Genomic DNA, 19,804 nt, shown 5'->3' with positions numbered 1-19,804 from the left:
ATCCCGCGATCATAGCAAGGTCCGGGGCCGCATACCGACAAGCTTGGGGTGTTCGCGCCGCGATACAATGCCGCCCATGACACGCAAAACCCGAATCCAGCCGATCGAGCATGCCGACGACGACGTCGGCAACGGCTACGATCGCCCCAGCAAATCCCAGTTGAAACGCGAGATGCACGCGCTGCAGGAGCTCGGCCAGGCCTTGGTCGACCTGCCGAAGGACGCGCTCAAGCGCATGCCGATGCCCGAGGACCTCGCCGACGCCGTGCGCGAGGCACGTCGGATCACCGACCACGAAGGCAAGCGCCGCCAGCTCCAGTACGTCGGCCGCGTGATGCGCTCGCTGACCGAGGATGAAACGGCCGCGCTGCGCACCGCGCTGGACGCCCAGCGAGGCGTGAACAAGGCCGCGACCGCTCGCCTGCACTGGATCGAGCGCACGCGCGAACAGCTGCTCGCCAACGACGACGCGCTGACCGAATTCCTCCGCCAGCACCCCGAAGCCGACATCCAGGAAGGCCGCACGCTGATCCGCAACGCGCGCAAGGAAGCGCAGCAAGGCAAGCCGCCGCGCTATTTCCGCGAGCTGTTCCAGTGGATCAAAACCGCGAGCGGTACGCCCGACGGGGATGACGAAGCGGCCGACGACGCCGGAGACGACCATGACGACGAAGCGTAACCACCCGGACGAGCTCGTGGTCGGCCTCGTGTCGATCAGCGACCGCGCGAGCACGGGTGTTTATGAGGACAAGGGCATTCCGGCGCTGCAGGAATGGCTCGCCGGCGCATTGCGCTCGCCGTGGCGCGCCGAAACCCGGCTGATCCAGGACGACGCGCCGACGATCTCCGCCACGCTGGCGGAACTCGTCGACGTGGCAGGCTGCGATCTGGTGCTGACGACCGGCGGCACCGGCCCTGCGCGGCGCGACGTGACGCCGGAAGCCACGCTGGCCGTTGCGACGAAGGAAATGCCGGGATTCGGCGAACAGATGCGGCAGATCAGCCTGAATTTCGTGCCGACCGCGATCCTGTCGCGACAGGTCGCGGTGATCCGCGAGACGGCCGACCACGCGGCCCTGATCATCAACCTGCCCGGCCAGCCGAAGTCGATCCGGGAAACGCTCGAAGGGCTGCGCGACGCCGACGGCAAGTCGACCGTGCCCGGCATCTTCGCGGCCGTGCCCTACTGCATCGACCTGATCGGCGGCCCGTACATCGAGACCGACGCCGCAGTGGTCGCGGCGTTCCGGCCGAAGAGCGCTCAACGCGCGCCGCGCTGAGCGCGTGCCGGCCCGCTCAGGCGGCCGGTGCGGACTCGCCTGCCGGCGCCGACGCGGCCGGAATCAGGAAATGCTCGCGGTAGTACTTCAGTTCGTCGATCGACTCGTGGATGTCCGCGAGTGCCGTGTGCATCGCGCGCTTCTGGAAGCCCTTGTAGATCGCGGGCTGCCAGCGGCGGCACAGCTCTTTCAGCGTGCTGACGTCGAGATTGCGGTAGTGGAAGAATTTCTCGAATTCCGGCATCCAGCGCGCCATGAAACGGCGATCCTGGCAGATCGAATTGCCGCACATCGGCGACTTGCCGGGCGATACGTACTGCGCGAGGAACGCCTGCAGCTGCGCGGCGGCGTCCGCCTCGGTCACGGTCGACGCGCGCACGCGGTCGATCAGGCCCGAGCGGCCGTGCGTCGACTTGTTCCAGTCGTCCATCTTCGCGAGCGTTTCGTCGTTCTGGTGGATCGCGAACACGGGGCCTTCGACGGCGATGTCGAGCGTGGAATTGGTCACGACGACCGCGATTTCGATGATGCGGTCGTTATCCGGGTCGAGGCCCGTCATCTCCATGTCGAGCCAGACGAGGTTCAACTCGTTGCGCACGAGCGCGGGCTGGCTGGCGGAAGCGGCGGTATCGGTCATGAGTCATCCTGGAAAATGGCGGACGGCGCGCGGCGCCGCCCGGGCGGCCGGCATCGCGTGAGCGGGCCCGGTCCGCAAGAACATATAATTCTCGCATAGAACCCTTTGGCGCCTTCGATGTCACCCTTTTCGTTCACCCTGCTGTTCGCGCTCGCCGTGCTCGCGATGGTCGTTACCAAGCTGTGGCTCGCGTCGCGGCAGATCCGCTTCGTCGCCGCGCACCGCAACGGCGTGCCCGCGCAGTTCAGCGCCACCATTCCGCTGACCGCCCACCAGCGCGCGGCCGACTACACGGTCGAGCGCACCCGGCTGGCGATGTTTGAAATTGTTGTCAGCGCGGCCGTGCTGGTCGGCCTCACGCTGCTCGGCGGCGTCGGTGCCCTCGACACGCTGCTGACGGGCTGGTTTGGCCGCGGCTACGGGCAGCAGGTCGCGCTCGTCGCCGCCGTGCTCGCAACCATGAGCGTGATCGACGTGCCGTTCGAGTATTACCGCCAGTTCGGGATCGAACAGCGGTTCGGCTTCAACCGCATGACCAAGCGCCTGTTCTTCACCGACATGCTGAAGAACACGCTGCTCGGCGCCGTGCTCGGCCTGCCGCTCCTGTTCGTCGTGCTGTGGCTGATGAACCAGGCCGGCAGCCTGTGGTGGCTGTGGACCTGGATCGTCTGGGTCGCATTCCAGATGCTCGTGCTGCTGATCTACCCGACCTTCATCGCGCCGATCTTCAACAAGTTCGAACCGCTGAAGGACGAAGCGCTGCGCACCCGCATAGAGTCGCTGATGAAACGGTGCGGCTTCGCGGCGAAGGGCCTGTTCGTGATGGACGGCAGCCGCCGTTCCGCGCACGGCAACGCGTATTTCACGGGCTTCGGCGCATCGAAGCGGATCGTGTTCTTCGACACGCTGCTCGCGCGGCTGTCCGGCCAGGAGATCGAGGCGGTGCTCGCGCACGAACTCGGCCACTTCAAGCGCCGCCACGTAATGAAGCGGATGCTCGTGTCGTTCGTGCTGAGTCTCGTGCTGCTCGCGCTACTCGGCTGGCTCGCGCAGCGCACGTGGTTCTACACGGGGCTCGGCGTCACGCCTTCGCTCGACACGAGCAACGCGGGCGCCGCGCTCGTGCTGTTCTTCCTCGCGATCCCCGTGTTCCTGTTTTTCGCGACGCCGTTCAGCAGCCTCACGTCGCGCAAGCATGAATTCGAGGCCGACGCGTTCGCGGCCAGCCAGACCGACGCGCAGGATCTCATCAGCGCGCTCGTGAAGCTTTACGAGGACAACGCGTCGACCCTCACGCCTGACCCGGTCTACACGGCCTTCTACTACTCGCATCCGCCGGCGTCGCAGCGGATCGACCGCCTGATGCAGCACGCATGAGCCGGCCGACCTCCCGCAAGCCGGCTCCGCGCGCATCAGGCGCGTCGCGTGTCGAAGGCCGCGTGATCGCGGCGCACGGCCGCCACTACATCGTCGCGCCCGACGACGGCGGCCCGATGCTGCAGTGCTTCCCCCGCGGCAAGAAAAGCGAGATCGCGGTCGGCGACCGCGTCGTGTACGAACAGGCGTCGGCGGACCAGGGCGTGATCGTCGAGATCGGCGAGCGGCGCAACCTGCTGTACCGTTCCGACCAGTTCAAGTCGAAGCTGTTCGCGGCCAACCTCGACCAGCTGCTGATCGTGCTCGCAACCGAGCCCTATTTCAGCGAGGACCTCCTCGGCCGTGCGCTGATCGCGGCCGAAGCGAACGAATTGAAGCCGCTCGTCGTGCTGAACAAGATCGACGTCGAGGCCGCGCTGCCGGTCGCCCGCGAGCGCCTCGCGCCCTACCGCGCACTCGGCTACGACGTGCTCGAACTGTCGGTGAAGGGCTCGCCCGACGATGCGCGCGCGCAACTGATGCCGCATCTGGCCGGGCATTCGACGATCCTGCTCGGCCAGTCCGGGATGGGCAAGTCGACGCTCGTGAACCTGCTCGTGCCCGATGCCGAAGCCGCGACCCGCGAAATCTCGGCCGCGCTCAACAGCGGCCGCCATACGACGACGTTCACACGCCTCTACCCGCTCGAAGGCGGCGGCGCACTGATCGATTCGCCGGGCTTCCAGGAATTCGGCCTCTACCACCTGACGGAAGGCCGCCTCGAGCGCGCGTTCCCGGAATTCCGCCCGCTGCTCGCGGACTGCCGTTTCTATAATTGTCATCATCTGCACGAGCCGGGCTGCGCGATTCTCGAAGCAGTCTCCGACGGCCGCATTTCACCGTCGCGGCATGCGCTTTACGCGCAGCTCGTGCACGAGGCAAGCCAGATCGTCCGCTGACCGCACGGCGGACAGAAGGCGGCCGGGGCCGGCCCGGCCTTCACCGACAGGAGCCGCGATGCGTTTCAAGGCCCCCGATCTCGCCACCGCGCAGCACTGGGCGAATGTGCTGCAGGTGGCCGGCATCGGCTGCGAACTGCACAACTGTTACGCGACCGGCGCGCTCGGCGGCTTGCCCGCCGACGCTTGCGCCCCCGAGCTGTGGCTCGACGACGAGCGCGACGATGCACTCGCCCGGCGGCTCCTCGATGCGGCGTCGCACGGCCCGTCGGCCGGCGCGGTTTCGTGGCGCTGCCGCCAATGCGGCGAGGCGCTGGAGGCCCAGTTCACCGCCTGCTGGCAATGCGGCGCCGTACGCGATCCGCTCGACGACTGAGCGGACTGACCGGACGCACAGCAAAAAGGCCGGCATGAAGCCGGCCTTTTCGTTTCATCGCGCATGTTCGCTGCCGCGTCAAGACACCCAGACGGCCAGCGTCAGCATCAACAGCAGGATCATCCACAGGATCACGGCGCGCCAAACCAGGCCGACCGCGGACTGCAGCGTGCGCGGCGTGCAATCATCACCGACCGTCAACGGGCCGCTGTCACCAACCGCCAACGCGTCGAGACTCGACGGTTCCGCGAGCGGCCCCGCGAGGCGCGCGCCAAGCGCGCCGCTGCCGGCCGCGAGCAGCACGCCATCGTTCGGGTCGGGCCACTGGCGCGTGTGATTGCGCCACGCGTAGATCGCATCCTCGAAGTTGCCGACGATCGCGAAGCCGAGCGCGGTCAGTCGCGACGGAATCCAGTCGATCACGAAGAACGCGCGCTGCGCGAACGTCGAGAACGCGGCCGTGCGATCGTCGCCCGGCGTCGACCAGCTGCGCGCGAGATATTCGGAGATGCGGTACAGCACGGCTCCGGCCGGACCGATCGGCAGCACGTACCAGAAGAACACGCCGAACACGTGGCGATGCGACGCTACGACCGCATGAATCAGCGTATGGCGGACGATTTCACCGACCGGCATGTCGACCGTATCGAGGCCGGTCCACTCGTGCAGGATTTCACGCGCGCGCGGCACGTCGTCGTTGTTGAGCGCGAGATGGATATCGGTGAAGTAGTGGCTGAACTGGCGGAAGCCGAGCGTGAAATACACGACGACGACGTTCCAGATGAACGCGAGCACGAAGCTCACCTTGAACAGCAGGAAGTAGATCAGCGCGACGACCAGAATCCACGGCAGCACGACTGCGATCCATGCGAGCAGGCCATGCTTTTGCTTGCCGGCGTCGAGGCCATGGGCGACGGTTTCCGCATGAAACTGGAACAGCGCGAACACCGGATTGCTCGGTGACAACGCGCGGACCTGTTCGATGATGAGGGCGAGAAGAACCGAAAAGAAAGTCATGCGTGGTGCCGTCTTCGGAGTTATGTCATTTTTTGCATAACGATAGCACAGCGTAAGGGGCGCATGGCTGCCGACGCGACGGGCCGGCAGCCGGCCGCGTGCGCAGGTTAGGGTGGGATGCTATCCGGCTGCCAAGAAGCGGTACAGATTGCGCAACATGCCGGCAGTTGCGCCCCAGATGAAGTAATACCCGGCCGATTCGCCGTTCGGATAGGGCATCGCAAAAAAACGACGCTCGCCGCCTTCCCAGCGGAACACGCGCACCTGGTGGTTCGACGGACTCATCAGGAACGCGAGCGGCACCTCGAAAATCTCGGCAACTTCGAACGTGTCGGCCTGCACGGTGAACGGGGGATGCACGAGACTCACGACGGGCGTCACGCAGAAGCCGGTCCCCGTCAGGTAGTCGGGTAGCGCACCGAGAATCTCCACCGGTTCGGCGGCCAGGCCGATTTCTTCCTTCGCCTCGCGCAACGCGGTCGCCGTCGCATCGCGATCGAACGGCTCGCGGCGACCACCGGGAAAGCTGATCTGCCCGGCATGGTCGTTCAGGTGATCGGCGCGCTGGGTCAGCAGCACCGTGAGACCGCTCTCGCGAACGACGAGCGGGATGAGGACGGCAGCGCTGCGCGGATCGACGTCCTCCTGCAGCCGTACCTCTCCGGGCTCGACGCTCCATTCGAGCGTGCGCGCGAAACGCTCGCGCAGCCCGGGCGGCGTCATCAAGCGGGATTCGATGGACGGCAGGCCGGCGCCGGTGCCTTCGACCGGCAGCACTTCGGGATCAATGATGGGGCGGCGATTCAATCGGGGTCTCGAGTTCGTGACGTATCGAGCATATTGTCGCGCCAGAATGAAAAAAGCACCCGGGTGGGTGCTTTTTCCTTACAGCTCTTACTCTTGGGAAGCTGCTGCGGCGCGATCCTTCGACACCAGCTTTTCCTTGATTCGAGCCGACTTGCCCGAACGCTCGCGCAGGTAGTACAGCTTCGCACGACGCACATCACCGCGACGCTTCACGACGATGCTCGCCAGCAGCGGCGAGTAGGTCTGGAACGTACGCTCGACGCCTTCGCCCGAAGAGATCTTGCGGACGATGAAGTTCGAGTTCAGACCACGGTTGCGAATCGCGATCACGACGCCTTCGTACGCCTGAACGCGCTTGCGGTTACCTTCAACCACGTTCACGTTCACGATCACCGTGTCGCCCGGGGCGAATTCGGGGATCGTCTTGCCGGCGAGCGCGCGCTCGATCTCTTCCTGCTCAAGTTTTGCAATCAGATTCATCACTGACTCCTAAAGCCATCTTGTCGGCGTTTGCACCCGCCTGCTTCCAGGCTTGGCCCCGATAGAGGATGGATTCACATCAGGCGCCGCGCACGCATGCACGGCACCGCCATTTCCCGCCCGCGACGCCGCCTCAGGAGGCGTTCTTCGCTTCGCGTGCGAGGTTCGCAAGCCAGGCCTCGTCGGCACGGCTCAACAACTTCTCGCGGCGCGCCCGGACGATCAGGTCCGGCCGCTTCCGCAACGTATTTCTCAATGCTTCCTGGCGCCGCCACCGCTCGATCTCGGCATGATGGCCACCGAGCAGCACGTCCGGCACGCGCATCCCCTCGTACTCCTCGGGGCGCGTGTAATGCGGACAATCAAGCAGCCCGTCGACGAAGCTGTCCTGCACGGCCGACTGCGCATCGTTCAGCACGCCGGGCAGCAGGCGCACAACGGCATCCATCACCGCCATCGCCGGCAGTTCGCCGCCGGACAGAACGAAATCGCCGAGGCTGATTTCCTCGTCAACGCAACGGTCGAGCAGACGTTGATCGATCGCCTCGTAGCGGCCACACAGCACGATGACACCCGGCTCCTGCGCCATTCGCACCGCACGTTCGTGCGTGAACGGCGCACCTTGCGGTGACATCATCACCACACGCGTGCTCGCGACACCCTGCTCCGCCTGCGCTGCTTTCGCCGCACCGATCGCAGCCTCGAGCGGCCTGGCCAGCATCACCATGCCCGGACCGCCGCCGTACGGACGATCGTCGACCGTGCGGTAGTTGTCCGTCGTGAAATCACGCGGATTCCAGGTGCGCAGCCCGAAGCGCCCCTGCTTCACGGCACGGCTGGTGATACCCCAGTCGGTCAGCGCGCGGAACATTTCGGGAAAGAGCGTGACGACGTCAAACTGCACCGCGCTCTCCGTAACCTGGTTCATTAGTAATCGGCTTCCCAGTCGACGACGATGCGACGTGCCGCCTGATCCACCGTTTTGACGTAGACGCCGACGAACGGAATCAGCCGTTCGCCGGTGGTCGGCCGACCATCCTTGCCGACTGCCGGATACTCGACGCGCATGATCGAATGCACGCCGTTGTCGATCATCCCGCTCACCGTCCCGAGCGCCACCGATTGCTCGTTGACGACCTCGAGGCCGATCAGGTCGACCCAATAGAATTCGTCCGCGGCCAATACCGGGAAATCTTCCCGGCGCACGAACACGCGAAAGCCGCGCAAAGCCAGCGCGGCATCGCGGTCGCTGACACCCGCGGTATGCGCGACGACAGTGTCGCCGTGCGTCTTCGACTGCAGGATGCGAGCGGACAACCGCTCCCCACCCCGTTCCAGCCACCAGCAGCGCGCGTTGAGCAACGCATTGCCGCCACGACTGGCGTCGGCATGCGTCGCCACCTTGACCCAGCCTTTCAGGCCGTAGGCGTCGACTACCGCCCCGACCTCGACAGCATCGTCGGGCCAAGCTTGCACCGCCTCGAGACTGCCCGACTCGGCAGCCTCACCGGCGCTCGCGACAGTGTCGCGCTCGACCGGCTTGCGGACGAATGCGCCAAACGACGCTCGCCCGCGCTTTGCGTTACCGGAATCGTGACCGGACATCAATGCTCCTTGCAGCCGGCACGACCGGCACACCGCGCCATGTTAGGCAGCCGGTTGCGCCTTTTGCGCTTCCTTCACGAGACGCTGAACGGTCGGCGACAGTTGTGCGCCAACGCCTTGCCAGTACGTCAGACGGTCCTGAGCGATACGCAGCGATTCGCCCTTCGTGGCGACCGGGTTGTAGAAGCCGACGCGCTCGATGAAGCGGCCGTCACGACGGTTGCGCGAATCGGTAGCGACGATGTTGTAGAACGGGCGCTTCTTCGAGCCGCCGCGAGCCAGACGGATGATAACCATATGAAATCCTTCGGGGAAACCGGGTTCGAAACTACTGAAACGTGCGATTATAGCCGGAAACCAAAGCCACAACAAACACTTACGCGCAAAAATTCCACGGACTCCCTGCGCGCCAGGCATACAATCGTCGTGTCCACGACGCTCACCGCCGCCATGCCGCTATTTTGCGTCACCCAGGCGCGCCGCGCGCAGCACCGCCTCGCGGGCTTGCTGACCGGCCTCGTCACCTGTCTCGCAGCCGCCGCGGCTTGCGCCGCAACGCCGGTGGACAAACTCGTCGTGCCATCCGGCTTCCATGTCGACGTGCTGACCGACGCCGTGCCGACCGCCCGCGAAATGGCATGGTCGCCCCGCGGAATCCTGTATGTCGGGTCGCGGGAAGGTCGCGTGCATGCATTCGTGATGCAGGAGGGCCGGATCACGGCCGGATACGTGATCGCATCGGGGCTCGACATGCCCGTCGGCGTCGCGTATCGCGACGGCGCGCTCTATATCTCCGCCGTGTCGCGCATTCTGCGCCTCGACCACATCGACGACCGGCTCGCCAGTCCTCCGGCGCCGGCGGTCGTGACGGACGCGCTGCCGACCGATCATCATCACGGCTGGAAATTCATCGCATTCGGCCCCGACGGCAAGCTCTACGTGCCAACCGGCGCACCGTGCAACGTGTGCCTCGCCGATCGCGGCCGATACGCGATCATCGCACGCATGAACGCGGACGGCAGCGGCCGAGAAGTGTTTGCCCGCGGCGTGCGCAATACCGTCGGCTTTGCCTGGCACCCCGATTCGCGCGAGCTGTGGTTCACCGACAACGGGCGCGACTTGATGGGCGACGACGTGCCCGACGACAAACTGAACCGTGCGCCGCGCGCAGGCCTCGATTTCGGCTTTCCATACTGCCACGGCGGCGACACGCCTGACCCTGAATTCGGGAGCGCCGACGTGTGCCACCGCTACGTGCCGCCCGTGCTGAAACTTGGCGCGCACGTCGCGGCGCTCGGCATGCGCTTCTATACGGGGCCGATGTTTCCGGCGTCATATCGCAACAACATCTTCATTGCCGAGCACGGTTCGTGGAATCGCAGCACGAAGGTCGGCTATCGCGTGATGCGCGCGGTCGTGTCGGCCGACGGCAGCCACGCAAGCCAGACACCGTTCATCACCGGCTGGCTGCGAGCGGACGGCACCGTGTGGGGGCGCCCGGCCGACGTACTGCCGCTGCCCGACGGCTCGCTGCTCGTCAGCGACGACTACGCAGGCACCATCTATCGCGTCACCTATGCGGCACCTTGACGCAGGCAAGGGGTGACCCGGCCGGACCGGGCATCGTAGAATGCCTGCCGGGCCACGCGCCCCGCGCCGGCCTGCCGGCCGCCCATGCCAACGATAATCCGCCGCCATCCATGTCCAGCAGCACCGCATCGTCGTCCCGCCGCTTTCGCTCCAAGACGCTCACCGCCGCCCTCGCGTTCCTCCTCGGCTCGCTCGGTGCGCACCGCTTCTACCTGTACGGCTTTCGCGACGTGTACGGCTGGGCGCACCTGCTCGCGACGATCGTCGGGATCCCGGGTTTCCTGCTGCTCGCCGCGACCCAGCGCAGTGCCAACCTCGGCTGGTGGCTCGCCGTGCCGGGTGCGATCTCGCTTCTGGCTGCGTTCCTCGCCGCGCTCGTCTACGGCCTGCGCCCCGACGAGAAATGGGACGCGCAATTCAATGCCGATACCGGCAAGCACAGCCAGTCAGGCTGGACTGTGATCTTCATCGTGATCTTCTCGCTGCTGATCGGTGCGTTCCTGCTGATGACCGCGCTCGCGCTGTCCTTCCAGACATATTTCGAATCGCAAGTCGAAGCGGCGAAGCAAATCTCGCAATAAGCACCGACGCGCGTCGGTCAGCTCAGAACAGCCTCAGCTGCACGTCGTCACGCGACGTCGCGCCGGTTGCGCCCGCCATCGGGCGCTGCGCTGCCGCCCCGGTCGCCGGCGCACCGCGAAACTGCGACAGATCCAGAATGCCGTTCGCGCGCTCGTTCAACCCGAGCCGCTTCACGGCCTGACGGAACCGCTGCCGCAACAGGTCTGCCCAGATTCCCTCGCCCTTCATCCGCTTCGCGAAATCCGAGTCGTAGTCCTTCCCGCCGCGCATGTCGCGCACGCGGTTCATCACGCGCTCCGCGCGATCGGGGAAATGCGCGGAGAGCCAGTTCTTGAACAGCGGCGCGACCTCCCACGGCAGCCGCAGGATGATGTAACTCGCGTGCGTTGCGCCGGCTTCCGCACAGGCTTCCAGCACACGCTCCATGTCCGGCTCGGTGACGAACGGGATCATCGGTGCAATGCTGACGCCCACCGGCACGCCCGCGTCGCGCAGCGCGCGGATCGTGCGCAGCCGGCGCGCCGGCGTCGCCGCACGCGGCTCGAGCGTACGCGCGAGATCGGCATCGAGCGTCGTGATCGTGACCGCGGCCATCACCTGCCCGCGCTCGGCCATCGGGGCCAGCAGATCCAGATCGCGCTCGATCAGTGACGATTTCGTGATCGCGGCGAACGGCAGCCCGTGATCGTGCATCACCTGGATCACGCTGCGCGTGATGCGCAGATCGCGCTCGACGGGCTGGTATGCATCGGTGTTGACGCCAAGCGCGATAGGCTCCGGCACGTAGCGCTTGCGCGAAATCTCGCGCTCGAGCAATTCGGCAGCGTTGACCTTCGCATAGATGCGGCTCTCGAAATCGAGCCCCGGCGACAGACCGAGATAACTATGGGTCGGCCGTGCAAAGCAGTAAATGCAGCCATGCTCGCAGCCGCGATACGGATTGAGCGACACGCTGAACGGTATGTCTGGCGACTGGTTGTGCGTGAGGATGCTCTTCGCGCGCTCCTCGAACACCTGCGTGCGCAGCGGAGCCGGCAGATCGGTGTCGGCCGATTCGTGGGTCCAGCCGTCGTCGACCGCTTCACGCAGCGCCGTTTCGTATCGCCCCTGGAGGTTGTCGACCGCACCACGCCCCTTGCGGGGCGCCGGCGGCGCTATAGGAAATTCGTTGTCGGACCGACCGCCCATGCACTCACCCATTCGCCTGCACCCAATACTGTACATTTATACAGTATTGGGTGCAGCATGCCAAGGGCGAGATAGAGGGACGGACTGTCGGCCACAGCCAGGGTCATTCGCCGACCGAGATCGTCAGCGTCTCCTTGATTTCTTCCATCACGACATAGCTCTTCGACTGCACCGCGCCAGGCAGCTGCAGCAAGATGTCGCCCAGCAGCTTGCGATAGTCGGCCATTTCACCGATCCGCGCCTTGATCAGGTAGTCGAAGTCGCCGGACACGAGATGACATTCGAGCACCTCGTCGATCTTCATCACTTCGCGCCGGAACTGCTCGAACATGTTGCCGCCCTTGTGGCCGAGCGTGATCTCGACGAACACCAGCAACGCGGCACCCAGTTGTCCCGGATCGACGCGTGCGTGATAGCCGGTGATGACGCCGTCGCGCTCCATGCGCCGCACGCGTTCGATGCACGGCGTGACGGTCAGCCCGACCTGCTCCGCGAGGTCCTTCATCGCCATCCGGCCGTCGTCCTGGAGCAGTTTGAGGATGCGCCGGTCGAGCTTGTCGAGCGAGCGTACTGGCTGGCGTTGCGTTCTCATTTGTTTATGCTGAAAACCTGAAAAATACGATAACAAAACCTACACATTCGACAATACCATAGCGCAAAAAACTAGATCAGCTAGAGGTTACACGGAGACGCAGGTGCGCCCGGCCTCGACCTGATCCTTCCATCTGGAGCAGCTATGCGAGTCGTCATTCTGGGCAGCGGTGTGGTGGGCGTGGCAAGCGCGTATTACCTCGCGCGCGCCGGTCATGAAGTCACGGTGATCGACCGGGAAGCCGGTCCGGCGCTCGAGACGAGCTTCGCGAACGCAGGTCAGATCTCGCCCGGCTATGCCGCGCCGTGGGCCGCGCCCGGTGTGCCGCTGAAGGCCGTCAAGTGGATGTTCGAGAAGCACGCGCCGCTCGCGATCCGCCTCGACGGCACGCGCTTCCAGCTCCAGTGGATGTGGCAGATGCTGCGCAACTGCACGGCCGAGCGCTATGCAGTCAACAAGGGCCGCATGGTCCGCCTCGCCGAATACAGCCGCGATTGCCTGCAGGCGCTGCGCGCCGACACGGGTATCCAGTACGAAGGCCGCACGGGCGGCACGCTGCAACTGTTCCGCACGCAGCAGCAACTCGACGGCGCGGCGAAGGATATGGCGGTGCTGCAGGAAGCCAACGTGCCGTTCGAACTGCTGTCTCCGGCCGAGCTCAAGAATGCCGAACCGGCGCTCGCCGCCGTGTCGCACAAGCTGACGGGCGGCCTGCGCCTGCCGGGCGATGAAACCGGCGACTGCCAGCTGTTCACGACGCGCCTCGCGGCGCTCGCAGAATCGCTCGGCGTGAAGTTCCGCTACAACACGCCGATCGACGCGCTCGCGATCGCGGGCGGCAAGATCGCCGGCGTGCAGTGCGGCAGCGAGACGGTGCGCGCGGATGCATATGTCGTCGCGCTCGGGTCGTACTCCACCAACTTCATCTCAAACCTGATGAAGATCCCCGTCTATCCGCTGAAGGGCTATTCGATCACCGCGCCGATCGTCGACGAGACGGCCGCGCCCGTGTCGACGGTGCTGGACGAAACCTACAAGATCGCGATCACGCGTTTCGACCAGCGCATCCGCGTCGGCGGCATGGCGGAGATCGTCGGCTTCGACAAGAACCTGCGTGCCGCGCGTCGCGAGACGCTCGAAATGTGCGTGAACGACCTGTTCCCGGGCGGCGGCGACACGTCGAAGGCAACGTTCTGGACAGGCCTGCGCCCGATGACGCCGGACGGCACGCCGATCGTCGGCCGCACGCCGGTCTCGAACCTGTTTCTGAACACCGGCCACGGCACGCTCGGCTGGACGATGTCTTGCGGGTCGGGCCAGCTGCTCGCCGACCTGATCTCGGGCAAGAAGCCGGCAATCCAGGCCGACGACCTGTCGGTGCATCGCTACCTGAAGGACGTAGCCGGCCAGACGCGCCCGGCATACGCATAAGTCGGAACGGCCCGCCGCGACGCAGGCCGGTCCGCATCAACGAAAAAGGCGCCCCGAGGGCGCCTTTTTCGTTACAGCGAATGCGTTGCGGGCTCGGAACAGGGCCTCCGTCGACTCGCGCACGGTCGTTGCCATTCGCGCCGACGATCAACTCTTCTGGCCCACCTGTCCGCACGACGACATGTTCGGCGCGGCATTGAGCGAGCACGGCTCGCTGCCCGACAGCCCCCCCGCCCGCTTCTGTCGTCGCACAAAAAAAGGGGCGCATATCGCGCCCCCTCGTCCTGCGTACTTGCCGCCGAAGCGTCAAGTCACGCCGTGTCAGCCCAGTTCGTTCACGAGCTCCGGCACGAGCGCGAACAGGTCGCCGACGAGGCCGTAATCGGCCACGCTGAAGATCGGCGCTTCCGGATCCTTGTTGATCGCGACGATCACCTTCGAATCCTTCATGCCGGCCAGGTGCTGGATCGCACCCGAGATGCCGACCGCGATGTACAGCTGCGGCGCGACGATCTTGCCGGTCTGGCCGACCTGATAGTCGTTCGGCACGTAGCCGGCGTCGACTGCCGCGCGCGATGCACCGAGTGCGGCGTTCAGCTTGTCGGCCAGCGGCTCCAGCACCTTCGTGTAGTTTTCACCGCTGCCCAGACCACGGCCGCCCGACACGATGATGCTCGCCGACGTCAGCTCCGGACGGTCCAGCTTCGTCACCTCACGGCTCACGAACTGCGATTTGCCTGCATCGGCCGCCGCTTCGATCTTCTCGACCGACGCGCTGCCGCCTTCCGCCGACACCGGATCGAAACCCGTTGCACGCACCGTGATCACCTTGATCGGATCGCTCGACTGAACCGTCGCGATCGCGTTGCCTGCGTAGATCGGACGCTCGAACGTGTCGGCCGAATCGACCGCCGTGATGTCCGAAATCTGTGCGACGTCCAGCTTCGCGGCGATGCGCGGCGCGATGTTCTTGCCGTAGGCGGTTGCCGGCGCGAGGATGTGCGAGTAGTCCTTCGCGATGTTCAGCGCGGTCGCTTCGACGTTTTCCGCCAGGCCCGCTTCGAGCTGCGGCGCGTCGGCCAGCAACACCTTCGACACGCCTGCGATCTTGGCTGCCGCATCGGCCGCGCCCTGCGCGTTGTGCCCCGCGACCAGCACGTGAATGTCACCGCCGATCTTCGCGGCCGCCGCCACCGTGTTCAGCGTCGCGGCCTTGATCGACGCGTTGTCATGTTCTGCAATCACCAGAATCGTCATTTCTTTCCGCTCCCTCTTACAGCACCTTGGCTTCGGTCTTCAGCTTCTCGACCAGCGTCTTCACGTCCGGCACCTTCACGCCGGCCGCGCGCTTCGGCGGCTCGGCCACCTTCAGCGTCTTCAGACGCGGCGTGACGTCCACGCCCAGGTCTTCCGGCTTCACCGTTTCCAGCGGCTTCTTCTTCGCCTTCATGATGTTCGGCAGCGTCACGTAGCGCGGCTCGTTCAGGCGCAGGTCGGTCGTGACGACTGCCGGCAGTTGAAGCGACAGCGTTTCCGCGCCGCCGTCGACTTCACGTGCAACCGTGGCGCGGCCATCGGCGATCGTCACCTTCGACGCGAACGTCGCTTGCGGCAGGCCCGCCAGCGCGGCCAGCATCTGGCCCGTCTGGTTCGAATCGTCGTCGATCGCCTGCTTGCCGAGGATCACGAGTTGCGGCTGTTCCTTGTCGACCAGCGCCTTCAGGATCTTCGCCACCGCCAGCGGCTCGACGCTGTCGTTCGATTCGACGAGGATCGCGCGATCCGCGCCGATCGCCAGCGCCGTGCGCAGCGTTTCCTGCGCTTGCGTCACACCGACCGACACCGCGATCACTTCGGTCGCCACACCCGCTTCCTTCAGGCGCACCGCTTCTTCCACCGCGATTTCGTCGAACGGGTTCATCGACATCTTCACGTTCGCAATGTCGACGCCCGTGTTGTCCGACTTCACGCGGACCTTCACGTTGTAATCGACCACTCTTTTCACTGGCACCAGGATTTTCATGCACACGCTCCAAAGTTACGAATACGACCAGAGGCCATTCTATAGCGAGGCCTCATGACTGCGCGGCCAAGCGGACCAATCCATCGCGGCTATCGAGGATAACGCTCCTCTTCGGCGCGCCGACAATAGCGAACGGTCGTTCTATTTTAAAAGAGAAAAAACCCGGACGCAAAGCCCGGGTTTTCGATCATCAACTCTAATCGTCACCGGGCGCGCCCAGCACCACGTGTTACCAGGCGGCGATGACCGCGCCGCCGAACTTCTGTTCGATGAACTGCTTCACTTCCGCGGAATGGTAGGCCGCTACCAGCTTCGCGACCCATGGCTTGCTCCGGTCGGCGTCGCGAATCGCGAGAACGTTCGCGTAAGGGCCGTTCGGGCCCTCGATCGCGATCGCGTCCTGTTTCGGCTTCAACCCGGCTTCCATCGCGTAGTTGGTGTTGATCGCCGCGGCGTCGACGTCGCCGAGCGAACGCGGAATCTGCGCCGCATCGAGTTCGACGATCTTCAGCTTGCGCGGATTGTCGACGATGTCGAGCGGCGTCGCCTTCAACCCGGCGTCCGCACGCAGCTTCAGCAGCCCCTGCTTCTGCAGCAACAGCAGCGCGCGGCCGCCATTGGTCGGATCATTCGGCACCGCGATGCGCGCGCCGGGTTTCAGCTCGGCCAGCGACTTCACCCGCTTCGAATAGATGCCCATCGGGAATGTGACGGTATCCGCGACCTTGATCAGCTTGTAGCCGCGATCCTTCACCTGCGCCTGCAGATAAGGATCGTGCTGGTAGCTGTTTGCGTCGAGATCGCCCGACGCGAGCGCCGCGTTCGGCTGCACGTAATCCGAGAATTCGACGATGCGGATGTCGAGGCCGCTCTTGGCCGCGACCTTCTTCACCACGTCCATGATCTGCGCGTGCGGACCGCCCGTCACGCCCACCTTGATGGTTTCGGCCTGCGCGTGCGCGCTCGCGAACAGCGCGGCCGCGCCGAGTGCGGCCGCGAACTTCAGCATGAAGCGTCGTTGCATCGTCTCCCCCTACCAATGAATGTCGTTTTACTTGTGGCTCAGCCGGCGCACGAGCCAGTCGCCGAACGATTGCACGATCTGCACGAACACGATCAGGATCGCGACGACCGTCCACATGACTTCCGGCAGATAGCGCTGGTAGCCGTAGCGGATCCCGAGATCGCCGAGCCCGCCGCCGCCGATCGCACCGGCCATCGCTGAATAACCGACGAGCGACACGAACGTGATCGTCAGGCCCGCGACGATGCCAGGCAGCGATTCGGGCAGCAGCACCTTGAACACGATCTGCGACGTCGTCGCGCCCATCGACTGCGCGGCTTCGATCAGCCCGCGGTCGACTTCGCGCAGCGCGGTCTCGACCAGTCGCGCGACGAACGGCGCGGCCGCGAGCGTCAGCGGCACGACCGCCGCAGCCGTGCCGATCGACGATCCCGTGACGAGCCGCGTGAACGGAATGACCGCGACCAACAGGATGATGAACGGCGTCGAGCGCACCGCGTTCACGACGCCGCCGAGCACACGATTCACACCGAGGTTCTGCAGCACGCCCTGGCGGTCGGTCAGGTAGAGCAGCACGCCGAGCGGCATCCCGACGAGCGCGCCGACCGCTCCCGAGATGCCGACCATGATCAGCGTCTCCCAGAACGACTGCACGAACATATCGAACATCTCACTCAACATACGAAAGCTCCTCTACCACCACACCTTGCTCGCGCAGGAACGCGAGCGCCTGCCCGACCTTGCCCGGTTCGCCGCCCGCGAGCACCGCGAGCGACCCGAACGCCTGCCCCTGGATCTCGTCGATCTGGCCGTGCAGGATGTTGAAATCCAGTTCGTACCGGCGAATCGTCTCCGACAGGATCGGCTGGTCGACACCCGAGCCGGTGAACGCGAGCCGCAGCAAATGCCCACTGCCCGTCTTCAGCCGCTCGGCCACGCGTGCCTTCAGCGCGGGCGGCAGTTCCTGCGCGATCACGTCGCCGATCAGCGCGCGCGTCACTTCGTGATGCGGCTGCAGGAACACGTCGATCACGCGGCCTTCCTCGACCACGCGACCCGCGTCGAGCACCGCCACGCGATCGCACACTTGCTTGATCACTTCCATCTGGTGCGTGATCAGCACGATCGTCAGGCCAAGTTCGCGGTTGATGCGCTTCAGCAGGTCGAGGATCGCGCGCGTGGTCTCGGGGTCGAGCGCCGATGTCGCTTCGTCCGACAGCAGCACCTTCGGCTTGCTCGCGAGCGCGCGGGCGATGCCGACGCGCTGCTTCTGGCCGCCGCTGATCTGCGCAGGGTAGCGGTCCTTCTGCGCGGACAGCCCGACAAGGTCGAGCAGCGGCAGCACGGCGGCCTCGATGTCGGCACGGCTCGCGCCAGCAAGCTCGAGCGGCAACGCGACGTTGTCGAAGACCGTGCGGGACGACAGCAGGTTGAAGTGCTGGAAGATCATGCCGATTTCGCGGCGCGCTTCGCGCAGCGCGCCGGACGACAGCAGCGTGAGATCGAGCCCGCCGACGACGACGTTGCCTTCGGTCGGCCGCGTGAGCAGGTTGATGGTGCGCACGAGCGTGCTCTTGCCGGCGCCGCTTCGGCCGATGATGCCGAACACCTCGCCCTGCGGGATCGTCAGATTGACGTTGTGCAATGCGTCGACCCAGCCGGTCGGCCCGGGGAAACGCTGCGACAGATTGCGTAATTCGATCATGTAAACAAAACGGCGGCCGACTGGCGAAGCCCGCCAGTCGGCCGCCGATGCATCTGGAATAGCCGGCGATTTTACCGCAAACGCCTCATTCCACTTAATAATCGATTTCGATCTTTTCATAACCAGACGAAATTAGAGGAGCACTGCTGGTCCGCCGTGTGAGTGCCGCGACTATGATCCGGAACACCGATGCCAACCAAACAGGGGACCCGCCAGATGACCGCCACCACCACGCAGGTCGCCGCACCCGCCGCCACCGCAGCACGGGACACGGCAGCGCCGCCCGCCCCGCGGATGGGCCGGCTCCGTACCGCGGACGGGCTCGAACTGGCGTCGTATCGCTGGCCGGCTGGCGACGGCACGGAGCCGCCACGCGCGACGATTGCTCTCGTGCATGGCCTCGCCGAGCATGCGGGCCGCTACGCGGCGCTCGCGGCCAGATTGAACGCGGCCGACATCGACGTGCTGGCGATCGATCTGCGCGGGCACGGCCAGTCGCCCGGTCAACGCGCGTGGGTCGAGCGTTTCGACGATTACCTGAACGATGCGGATGCCCTCGTCGCCGAAGCCGCCCGCGACGATACGCCGCTCTTCCTGATGGGGCACAGCATGGGCGGCGCCGTCGCGGCGCTGTATGCGATCGAACGCGCGCCGATTCGCGGCCACGCGCTGGCGGGCCTCGTGCTGTCGAGCCCGGCGCTCGCGCCGGGACGCGACGTGCCGCGCTGGATGCTCGCGATGAGCCGCTTCATCAGCCGCGTGTGGCCGAGCTTCCCCGCGATCAGGATCGACGCGGCGCTGCTGTCGCGCGATCCGGCCGTCGTCGCGGCCAATCGTGCCGACCCGCTCGTGCACCACGGCGCGGTGCCGGCGCGCACCGGCGCCGAGGTCCTCGACGCGATGGCGCGCATCGAGCGCGGTCGCGGCGCGCTGCGCGTGCCGGTGCTCGTCTATCACGGCACCGAGGACAAGCTGACCGAGCCCGACGGAAGCCGCGCGTTCGGCGCACGCGTCGGCTCGCCCGATCGCACGCTGACGCTATACGAAGGCGGATTCCACGAAACGATGAACGATCTCGAGCGCGACCGCGTGATCGATGCGCTGATCGAGTGGATTCACGCGCACGTGCAGGCGCGCTGAGCGCGCCCCGCC

General features: G+C 65.6%; 23 protein-coding genes. 9 read left to right on the top strand and 14 right to left on the bottom strand.

Annotated features, from left to right (window positions below; all coding sequences use genetic code 11):
* Positions 1-76: 76 nt before the first annotated feature.
* Together yjgA and mog are read left to right on the top strand one after the other, a co-directional pair.
* Positions 77-679, top strand: a complete 603-nt coding sequence (gene yjgA, locus ACT2FV_RS22115) for a ribosome biogenesis factor YjgA (RefSeq protein ID WP_275404604.1) — start codon at positions 77-79, stop codon at positions 677-679.
* Complete coding sequence (gene mog, locus ACT2FV_RS22110) at positions 663-1,280, top strand: molybdopterin adenylyltransferase (RefSeq protein WP_081259227.1); 618 nt, start codon at positions 663-665, stop codon at positions 1,278-1,280. Before yjgA ends, mog begins: the two co-directional genes overlap by 17 nt.
* Positions 1,281-1,296: 16 nt before the next feature.
* Here mog and orn read toward each other — a convergent pair whose 3' ends face one another.
* Entirely contained in the window at positions 1,297-1,917 is a 621-nt protein-coding gene (gene orn, locus ACT2FV_RS22105; RefSeq protein WP_174906960.1) for an oligoribonuclease, read from the bottom strand.
* A 117-nt stretch (positions 1,918-2,034) separates the two neighbouring features.
* On the opposite strand from orn, the gene ACT2FV_RS22100 reads away from it, so the two are divergent.
* From ACT2FV_RS22100 to ACT2FV_RS22090, 3 genes are read left to right on the top strand one after another with little or no spacing between them, the layout of a single operon-like run.
* Positions 2,035-3,294, top strand: coding sequence for a M48 family metallopeptidase (locus tag ACT2FV_RS22100; protein ID WP_059599377.1), 1,260 nt, complete (start codon positions 2,035-2,037; stop codon positions 3,292-3,294).
* Positions 3,291-4,232 carry a ribosome small subunit-dependent GTPase A gene (gene rsgA / locus ACT2FV_RS22095; RefSeq protein ID WP_059599376.1) on the top strand — a complete coding sequence of 314 codons (942 nt, stop codon included), beginning with the start codon at positions 3,291-3,293 and terminating at the stop codon, positions 4,230-4,232. Before ACT2FV_RS22100 ends, rsgA begins: the two co-directional genes overlap by 4 nt.
* A 58-nt stretch (positions 4,233-4,290) precedes the next feature.
* Positions 4,291-4,608, top strand: coding sequence for a putative signal transducing protein (locus tag ACT2FV_RS22090; protein ID WP_124623378.1), 318 nt, complete (start codon positions 4,291-4,293; stop codon positions 4,606-4,608).
* Between the two features lie 78 nt (positions 4,609-4,686).
* Here ACT2FV_RS22090 and ACT2FV_RS22085 read toward each other — a convergent pair whose 3' ends face one another.
* The 6 genes from ACT2FV_RS22085 to rpsP form a co-directional block, all read right to left on the bottom strand.
* Positions 4,687-5,625, bottom strand: coding sequence for a CobD/CbiB family protein (locus tag ACT2FV_RS22085; RefSeq protein ID WP_444504802.1), 939 nt, complete (start codon positions 5,623-5,625; stop codon positions 4,687-4,689).
* 120 nt (positions 5,626-5,745) lie between these two features.
* Positions 5,746-6,432, bottom strand: coding sequence for a CoA pyrophosphatase (locus ACT2FV_RS22080; protein ID WP_444504801.1), 687 nt, complete (start codon positions 6,430-6,432; stop codon positions 5,746-5,748).
* 87 nt (positions 6,433-6,519) lie between these two features.
* The gene (gene rplS / locus ACT2FV_RS22075) at positions 6,520-6,912 is read right to left on the bottom strand and encodes a 50S ribosomal protein L19 (RefSeq protein ID WP_006753174.1); all 393 of its coding nucleotides are present in this window, start codon (positions 6,910-6,912) and stop codon (positions 6,520-6,522) included.
* Between the two features lie 133 nt (positions 6,913-7,045).
* Positions 7,046-7,840 (bottom strand): tRNA (guanosine(37)-N1)-methyltransferase TrmD, encoded by a 795-nt coding sequence (trmD, locus tag ACT2FV_RS22070; protein WP_444504800.1) that lies wholly within the window; start codon positions 7,838-7,840, stop codon positions 7,046-7,048.
* Entirely contained in the window at positions 7,840-8,517 is a 678-nt protein-coding gene (rimM, locus tag ACT2FV_RS22065; protein WP_444504799.1) for a ribosome maturation factor RimM, read from the bottom strand. The genes trmD and rimM overlap by 1 nt, the downstream gene beginning before the upstream one ends.
* Positions 8,518-8,559: 42 nt before the next feature.
* Positions 8,560-8,814: a 30S ribosomal protein S16 gene (gene rpsP / locus ACT2FV_RS22060; RefSeq protein WP_006476550.1), complete on the bottom strand. Its 255-nt coding sequence runs from the start codon at positions 8,812-8,814 to the stop codon at positions 8,560-8,562.
* A gap of 153 nt (positions 8,815-8,967) precedes the next feature.
* Between rpsP and ACT2FV_RS22055 the strand changes: the two genes are divergently transcribed.
* Both ACT2FV_RS22055 and ACT2FV_RS22050 read left to right on the top strand, forming a co-directional pair.
* The gene (locus ACT2FV_RS22055; RefSeq protein ID WP_151047075.1) at positions 8,968-10,107 is read left to right on the top strand and encodes a PQQ-dependent sugar dehydrogenase; all 1,140 of its coding nucleotides are present in this window, start codon (positions 8,968-8,970) and stop codon (positions 10,105-10,107) included.
* A 110-nt stretch (positions 10,108-10,217) separates the two neighbouring features.
* Complete coding sequence (locus ACT2FV_RS22050) at positions 10,218-10,688, top strand: NINE protein (protein ID WP_059599369.1); 471 nt, start codon at positions 10,218-10,220, stop codon at positions 10,686-10,688.
* A 22-nt stretch (positions 10,689-10,710) separates the two neighbouring features.
* Here ACT2FV_RS22050 and ACT2FV_RS22045 read toward each other — a convergent pair whose 3' ends face one another.
* Together ACT2FV_RS22045 and ACT2FV_RS22040 are read right to left on the bottom strand one after the other, a co-directional pair.
* Positions 10,711-11,889, bottom strand: coding sequence for a PA0069 family radical SAM protein (locus tag ACT2FV_RS22045; protein ID WP_151047041.1), 1,179 nt, complete (start codon positions 11,887-11,889; stop codon positions 10,711-10,713).
* A 91-nt stretch (positions 11,890-11,980) separates the two neighbouring features.
* Positions 11,981-12,469, bottom strand: coding sequence for an Lrp/AsnC ligand binding domain-containing protein (locus ACT2FV_RS22040; protein ID WP_006762687.1), 489 nt, complete (start codon positions 12,467-12,469; stop codon positions 11,981-11,983).
* Positions 12,470-12,613: 144 nt separating this feature from the next.
* Here ACT2FV_RS22040 and ACT2FV_RS22035 point away from each other — a divergent pair, with 144 nt between their 5' ends.
* Positions 12,614-13,900, top strand: a complete 1,287-nt coding sequence (locus ACT2FV_RS22035; RefSeq protein ID WP_124623391.1) for a D-amino acid dehydrogenase — start codon at positions 12,614-12,616, stop codon at positions 13,898-13,900.
* A gap of 321 nt (positions 13,901-14,221) precedes the next feature.
* Here the strand turns inward: ACT2FV_RS22035 and ACT2FV_RS22030 are convergent, their stop codons facing one another.
* From ACT2FV_RS22030 to ACT2FV_RS22010, 5 genes are all read right to left on the bottom strand, one after another.
* Positions 14,222-15,157, bottom strand: a complete 936-nt coding sequence (locus ACT2FV_RS22030) for an electron transfer flavoprotein subunit alpha/FixB family protein (RefSeq protein WP_444504798.1) — start codon at positions 15,155-15,157, stop codon at positions 14,222-14,224.
* A 16-nt stretch (positions 15,158-15,173) separates the two neighbouring features.
* Positions 15,174-15,923, bottom strand: coding sequence for an electron transfer flavoprotein subunit beta/FixA family protein (locus tag ACT2FV_RS22025; protein ID WP_059678648.1), 750 nt, complete (start codon positions 15,921-15,923; stop codon positions 15,174-15,176).
* 229 nt (positions 15,924-16,152) lie between these two features.
* The gene (locus tag ACT2FV_RS22020) at positions 16,153-16,947 is read right to left on the bottom strand and encodes a MetQ/NlpA family ABC transporter substrate-binding protein (RefSeq protein WP_124623395.1); all 795 of its coding nucleotides are present in this window, start codon (positions 16,945-16,947) and stop codon (positions 16,153-16,155) included.
* A 27-nt stretch (positions 16,948-16,974) separates the two neighbouring features.
* A complete protein-coding gene (locus ACT2FV_RS22015) occupies positions 16,975-17,628 on the bottom strand; it encodes a methionine ABC transporter permease (RefSeq protein ID WP_124904429.1) in 654 nt (217 codons plus the stop codon).
* Positions 17,618-18,652 carry a methionine ABC transporter ATP-binding protein gene (locus tag ACT2FV_RS22010; RefSeq protein WP_059599017.1) on the bottom strand — a complete coding sequence of 345 codons (1,035 nt, stop codon included), beginning with the start codon at positions 18,650-18,652 and terminating at the stop codon, positions 17,618-17,620. Before ACT2FV_RS22010 ends, ACT2FV_RS22015 begins: the two co-directional genes overlap by 11 nt.
* Before the next feature lie 216 nt (positions 18,653-18,868).
* Between ACT2FV_RS22010 and ACT2FV_RS22005 the strand changes: the two genes are divergently transcribed.
* Entirely contained in the window at positions 18,869-19,792 is a 924-nt protein-coding gene (locus ACT2FV_RS22005) for a lysophospholipase (protein WP_444504797.1), read from the top strand.
* Positions 19,793-19,804 lie beyond the last annotated feature (12 nt).

The sequence above is a fragment of the Burkholderia sp. PR2 genome (genome assembly GCF_052372875.1).
Taxonomy (GTDB): domain Bacteria; phylum Pseudomonadota; class Gammaproteobacteria; order Burkholderiales; family Burkholderiaceae; genus Burkholderia; species Burkholderia diffusa.
The sequence above is the reverse complement of the archived record's forward strand: the minus strand, read 5'-3'. Positions and strand labels throughout refer to the sequence as shown.

What these genes read in the sequence shown, in the direction of transcription:
- yjgA (WP_275404604.1), top strand. Translation starts at nt 77, where the DNA reads ATGACACGCAAAACCCGAATCCAGCCGATCGAGCATGCCGACGACGAC.
- mog (WP_081259227.1), top strand. Translation starts at nt 663, where the DNA reads ATGACGACGAAGCGTAACCACCCGGACGAGCTCGTGGTCGGCCTCGTG.
- orn (WP_174906960.1), bottom strand. Translation starts at nt 1,917, where the DNA reads ATGACCGATACCGCCGCTTCCGCCAGCCAGCCCGCGCTCGTGCGCAAC.
- ACT2FV_RS22100 (WP_059599377.1), top strand. Translation starts at nt 2,035, where the DNA reads ATGTCACCCTTTTCGTTCACCCTGCTGTTCGCGCTCGCCGTGCTCGCG.
- rsgA (WP_059599376.1), top strand. Translation starts at nt 3,291, where the DNA reads ATGAGCCGGCCGACCTCCCGCAAGCCGGCTCCGCGCGCATCAGGCGCG.
- ACT2FV_RS22090 (WP_124623378.1), top strand. Translation starts at nt 4,291, where the DNA reads ATGCGTTTCAAGGCCCCCGATCTCGCCACCGCGCAGCACTGGGCGAAT.
- ACT2FV_RS22085 (WP_444504802.1), bottom strand. Translation starts at nt 5,625, where the DNA reads ATGACTTTCTTTTCGGTTCTTCTCGCCCTCATCATCGAACAGGTCCGC.
- rplS (WP_006753174.1), bottom strand. Translation starts at nt 6,912, where the DNA reads ATGAATCTGATTGCAAAACTTGAGCAGGAAGAGATCGAGCGCGCGCTC.
- trmD (WP_444504800.1), bottom strand. Translation starts at nt 7,840, where the DNA reads ATGAACCAGGTTACGGAGAGCGCGGTGCAGTTTGACGTCGTCACGCTC.
- rimM (WP_444504799.1), bottom strand. Translation starts at nt 8,517, where the DNA reads ATGTCCGGTCACGATTCCGGTAACGCAAAGCGCGGGCGAGCGTCGTTT.
- rpsP (WP_006476550.1), bottom strand. Translation starts at nt 8,814, where the DNA reads ATGGTTATCATCCGTCTGGCTCGCGGCGGCTCGAAGAAGCGCCCGTTC.
- ACT2FV_RS22055 (WP_151047075.1), top strand. Translation starts at nt 8,968, where the DNA reads ATGCCGCTATTTTGCGTCACCCAGGCGCGCCGCGCGCAGCACCGCCTC.
- ACT2FV_RS22050 (WP_059599369.1), top strand. Translation starts at nt 10,218, where the DNA reads ATGTCCAGCAGCACCGCATCGTCGTCCCGCCGCTTTCGCTCCAAGACG.
- ACT2FV_RS22045 (WP_151047041.1), bottom strand. Translation starts at nt 11,889, where the DNA reads ATGGGTGAGTGCATGGGCGGTCGGTCCGACAACGAATTTCCTATAGCG.
- ACT2FV_RS22040 (WP_006762687.1), bottom strand. Translation starts at nt 12,469, where the DNA reads ATGAGAACGCAACGCCAGCCAGTACGCTCGCTCGACAAGCTCGACCGG.
- ACT2FV_RS22035 (WP_124623391.1), top strand. Translation starts at nt 12,614, where the DNA reads ATGCGAGTCGTCATTCTGGGCAGCGGTGTGGTGGGCGTGGCAAGCGCG.
- ACT2FV_RS22030 (WP_444504798.1), bottom strand. Translation starts at nt 15,157, where the DNA reads ATGACGATTCTGGTGATTGCAGAACATGACAACGCGTCGATCAAGGCC.
- ACT2FV_RS22025 (WP_059678648.1), bottom strand. Translation starts at nt 15,923, where the DNA reads ATGAAAATCCTGGTGCCAGTGAAAAGAGTGGTCGATTACAACGTGAAG.
- ACT2FV_RS22020 (WP_124623395.1), bottom strand. Translation starts at nt 16,947, where the DNA reads ATGCAACGACGCTTCATGCTGAAGTTCGCGGCCGCACTCGGCGCGGCC.
- ACT2FV_RS22015 (WP_124904429.1), bottom strand. Translation starts at nt 17,628, where the DNA reads ATGTTGAGTGAGATGTTCGATATGTTCGTGCAGTCGTTCTGGGAGACG.
- ACT2FV_RS22010 (WP_059599017.1), bottom strand. Translation starts at nt 18,652, where the DNA reads ATGATCGAATTACGCAATCTGTCGCAGCGTTTCCCCGGGCCGACCGGC.
- ACT2FV_RS22005 (WP_444504797.1), top strand. Translation starts at nt 18,869, where the DNA reads ATGACCGCCACCACCACGCAGGTCGCCGCACCCGCCGCCACCGCAGCA.